General features: G+C 27.5%; 5 protein-coding genes. 3 read left to right on the top strand and 2 right to left on the bottom strand.

From position 1 onward, the window contains the following. A partial coding sequence (locus ACRC28_RS09930; RefSeq protein WP_438543293.1) for a DUF3427 domain-containing protein occupies positions 1-785 on the top strand: 785 nt, incomplete at its 5' end. Positions 786-859: 74 nt separating this feature from the next. Then, entirely contained in the window at positions 860-1,012 is a 153-nt protein-coding gene (locus ACRC28_RS09925; RefSeq protein ID WP_438543292.1) for a hypothetical protein, read from the top strand. Positions 1,013-1,181: 169 nt separating this feature from the next. Here the strand turns inward: ACRC28_RS09925 and ACRC28_RS09920 are convergent, their stop codons facing one another. After that, positions 1,182-2,054, bottom strand: a complete 873-nt coding sequence (locus ACRC28_RS09920) for an SDR family oxidoreductase (protein WP_438543291.1) — start codon at positions 2,052-2,054, stop codon at positions 1,182-1,184. Positions 2,055-2,186: 132 nt separating this feature from the next. Then, on the bottom strand, positions 2,187-2,726 hold the full coding sequence (locus ACRC28_RS09915; RefSeq protein ID WP_438543290.1) for a phosphatase PAP2 family protein: 540 nt from the start codon (positions 2,724-2,726) through the stop codon (positions 2,187-2,189). A gap of 156 nt (positions 2,727-2,882) precedes the next feature. Here ACRC28_RS09915 and ACRC28_RS09910 point away from each other — a divergent pair, with 156 nt between their 5' ends. Continuing rightward, complete coding sequence (locus ACRC28_RS09910) at positions 2,883-3,848, top strand: tRNA dihydrouridine synthase (RefSeq protein ID WP_438543289.1); 966 nt, start codon at positions 2,883-2,885, stop codon at positions 3,846-3,848. Positions 3,849-3,911: the final 63 nt, after the last annotated feature.

Here is a 3,911-nt window from a genome sequence, read left to right as displayed (position 1 = left end):
GAAAATTGCCACTTAAAAGACCTTTTGAATATATCATTCTTAAATATCTAATAGAAAATAAAACTGCAACAAAAGAAATATTGAAAAATGAAATAGAAAAAAAGATAGAGTTTATAGATGAAGAGACTTTAAATTATACTTTAGAGTGTTTAAGAGGAGATTATGGAAGTAAAAAGGAAAGCAACTTCAATTTTATAGATATTAAGGAAGAAAAAATATTTTTAAAAGAAGAGTTTATAGAAATAATTGATAATAAATTATATAGTTTTTATATTAAAGATTGTATAGAGTATGGATTACTTTCATATGAAAAAGATTTTGGTTTTAAGAATTATGGAATGCCATTTTTAAAGTTGTATGAAAGATATACTAGGGATGATGTAGTTAGAGTGTCAAATGCAAAAATGAAGTTTGGTGGCTATGGAATGGGGGGATTAAAGACTAATGGAGATAATTTCTATATGTTTGTAGGAATGGAGAAAGAAGAGGGACAGGTAAGTGCACAGCATGAAAATGAGTTTATAGAAAAAAATGTATTTGTATGGCAAAGTAGTGGAAGTACAACATTAGATTCAGAGCTTGGAAGAAAGCTTGTGAATAATAAGAAGGAAAACATAAATATGCACTTATTTATAAGAAAACATAGAGAAATAGATAAAGCTATAGAGCCTTATGTATATGTAGGGCTTGTGGATACTATTTATAATGAAGGAGAAAAGCCTATAACATTTCATTTGAAGCTTAGAGAAAATTTAAATAGAGAAATTTACAATGAATTGAAATAAAAGTTGCAAAAACATTTACATTGGGTTATAATTTTATTAGATAATAATAAATATTAAATAAAAGGAGATTTCTGATGGAAATGTTAAGTAAAATAATCAACAGAAAAAACAAACTGAAAATAAAATGTATAGACAAAAGAAATGGTGAAAGCTTTGGAGTTTCTCATTATATTGAAAAGGAAAAGAAAGAAGATAAAGTAACAGTAGCGGAAAGCTTAAGAGTATAAAAGCTAACACAAAGTGAAAGTTGTGTTAGCTTTTTTTTATTTAAAGTCATCAGGTGAAAAATTATCTAAATGAACGCTATCATAAAATTCTTCTGGAAAACTATAAGTTTTTGGAGTATTTAATATAATTAAAAAAAGATGCACTATTAAAATGCATCTATAAAATATATTAACTATTAATAACTTCACCACCATTAACATGAATAGTTTGACCTGTAATATAGGACGCTGAGTTTGAAGCTAAAAATACATAACTTTCTGCAACTTCAACAGGTTGACCTGCTCTTTGAAGGGGAGTGTTTTGACCAAATTTACTCGTTTTTTCTTCGTCAAAGGATGAAGGAATAAGGGGAGTCCAAATAGGACCAGGTGCAACAGCATTTGCACGAATTCCTTTTTTAGCTAAGGATTTAGCTAGTGAACGCGTAAAGGTAGTTAATGCACCTTTAGTACAAGAATAATCAATTAAGGTTTCATGACCTCTATAAGAAACTATTGAAGTAGTATTTATAATAGAAGAGCCACATTCCATATATTTAAGAGCACGTTTAGTTAAGTAAAAAGCGCTAAACATATTGCTTTTAAAGGTCCTTTCAAATTGCTCATCTGAAATTCCAAAAATATCATAATCAGCAAATTGCATAGCGGCATTATTTATAAGAATATCTATTTTAGAAAATTTTTTAATAGTAGCCTCTACAACTTCATCACAAAAGGTTGGCTCGCCTAAATCACCAGAAATAAGAAAACATTCACCACCATTATCTTTTAAAAGTTTTTCTGTAATTTTTGCATCTTCATGTTCATCGTAATAAACAATAACAACTTTAGCTCCTTCACGAACATAAGCTAAAGAAACTGCACGACCAATACCGCTATCACCACCTGTTATAATAGCTACCTTATCTTTAAGGCGTTTACCATCATTAATATAAGAAGGGTGGTCATAGATAGGGAGAGGATTCATTTCAGTTTCAAAGCCAGGTTGTCTGTCTTGATGTTGTTTTGGGAATTCCTTTGGGAAAATATAATCATGTGCCATAAAAGCACCTCCTAAAATTTACTTACATATAGTATGTCTTAAATTAAATTTTATTATTAAATAAATTGAAGAAAGTTTAGAAAAATAAAAAAATAAGGTGCTAAAGATTAATCTTTAATACCTTATTTCTCTTTATTTAGAATATTTTTTATACATTATATTAATAATTTTAACTGATATTACTCCAAATATTACTCCAATGATTGAACCTACAAGTACATCACTAGGATAATGAACAAAAAGATATAGTCTTGAAAAAGCTATAAGGAAAGCTAAAATAAGAGAAGCTGTTCCAATTTTTTTATTCATAGAAAATAGTACAGTTGCAGCGGCAAAGGAGCACATAGAGTGTCCAGATGGAAATGAAAAATCTGTAGGAATAGAAATTAATAAATTCACAGAAGAATCTATCCAGCAAGGACGAGGTCTCATAAAAAAGTTTTTCATAAAAACATTTCCAACTAGGAAACATAAAACTAAAGCTAGTCCCATAGCAATACCGTATTTTCTATAATTTTTATTTAAAATTAAAATAATAGAGATAAAGATCCAAAGAATACCAGCATCTCCAAGAGTGGTAATCATAGGCATTAAAATATTAAAAACTGGATTAACCATATGGTCTTGTATAAAATATAAAATTGAATCATCAATATTTTGAATAAATTGCATATAAAATCTCCTTCATTAAATTAGTTCAAGGAAAATTATACAGCTTAATAAGATGTGAAACAATAAAATTGTAAGAAGTAATAGTTTTATAATATAATGTTAAAAGATGAAATTGTAAGGTCACAATTAAGTGGCTTAAAGTTTAAGGAGAAAAAAATGAAATATTATTTAGCACCAATGGAAGGTATAACAGGGTTTGTATATAGAAATGCATATGATAAATATTTTGGAGGATTTGATAAATATTTTACTCCATTTGTTATTCCAAATAAAAGTAGAAGTTTAAAGACAAAGGAGCTTCGTGATATACTTCCTGAAAATAATGAAGGAATGATAATAGTTCCACAAATTTTAACTAATGATAGTGAAGGTTTTATAGAAACAGCCAAAAAGATGGAGGCTTTAGGTTATAGTGAAATAAACTTAAATTTAGGATGTCCATCAGGAACAGTAGTTGGAAAAGGAAGAGGTTCAGGGTTTTTAGGAAAAAGAGATGAATTAGATAAATTTTTAGAAGAAATATTTAAGATGGAAAAGATGAAAATATCGATTAAAACAAGAATTGGATTAGAAAAACCTGAGGAATTTGAAGAGCTTTTAAAAATGTATAATAAATATCCATTAGAAGAGCTTATAATTCACCCAAGAACAAGAAAAGATTTTTATGGAAATACACCTAATTTAGAAGTCTTTAGAAAAGCTTTAAAAGAAAGTAATACAGAGGTCTGTTATAATGGGGACATTTTTACAAAGAAAGATAATGATAGAATAATAAGTGAATTCAAGGATTTAGATAAAATAATGATAGGAAGAGGAATTCTAGCAAATCCAGGTCTTTTATTAGAAATAAAAGAAGATAAATATATAGATAAAAAGATTTTAAAAGAATTTCACGATGAAATATTTAATACATATAGAGAAATATTTAATGATGATAAAAATGCAATGTTTAGAATGAAAGAGTTTTGGGGATATTTGAGCCATATATTTACTGAAAATAAGAAGTATGCAAAGAAAATAAAAAAAGCTCAAAAGCTAGTAGACTATAATGAAGCTGTAAACAGTCTTTTTAGAGACCAAGAGATAATAAAAGGTGCAGGACTTTTTACTGAAGAAAGATAATAAAATGAGACTTAGTGGAAAAGAGATTTTCTGCTAAGTTTTTTTATAATTGTATATAAAAAA

The sequence above is a fragment of the Clostridium sp. genome (assembly GCF_051650885.1).
Classification (GTDB): domain Bacteria; phylum Bacillota; class Clostridia; order Clostridiales; family Clostridiaceae; genus Clostridium.
Note: the sequence above shows the minus strand (reverse complement) of the source record. Positions and strands in the feature narration are given on the sequence as shown.

Excerpts from the sequence above, each read along its gene's own strand:
- ACRC28_RS09910 (WP_438543289.1), top strand. The coding sequence starts at position 2,883 with ATGAAATATTATTTAGCACCAATGGAAGGTATAACAGGGTTTGTATAT.
- ACRC28_RS09915 (WP_438543290.1), bottom strand. The coding sequence starts at position 2,726 with ATGCAATTTATTCAAAATATTGATGATTCAATTTTATATTTTATACAA.
- ACRC28_RS09920 (WP_438543291.1), bottom strand. The coding sequence starts at position 2,054 with ATGGCACATGATTATATTTTCCCAAAGGAATTCCCAAAACAACATCAA.
- ACRC28_RS09925 (WP_438543292.1), top strand. The coding sequence starts at position 860 with ATGGAAATGTTAAGTAAAATAATCAACAGAAAAAACAAACTGAAAATA.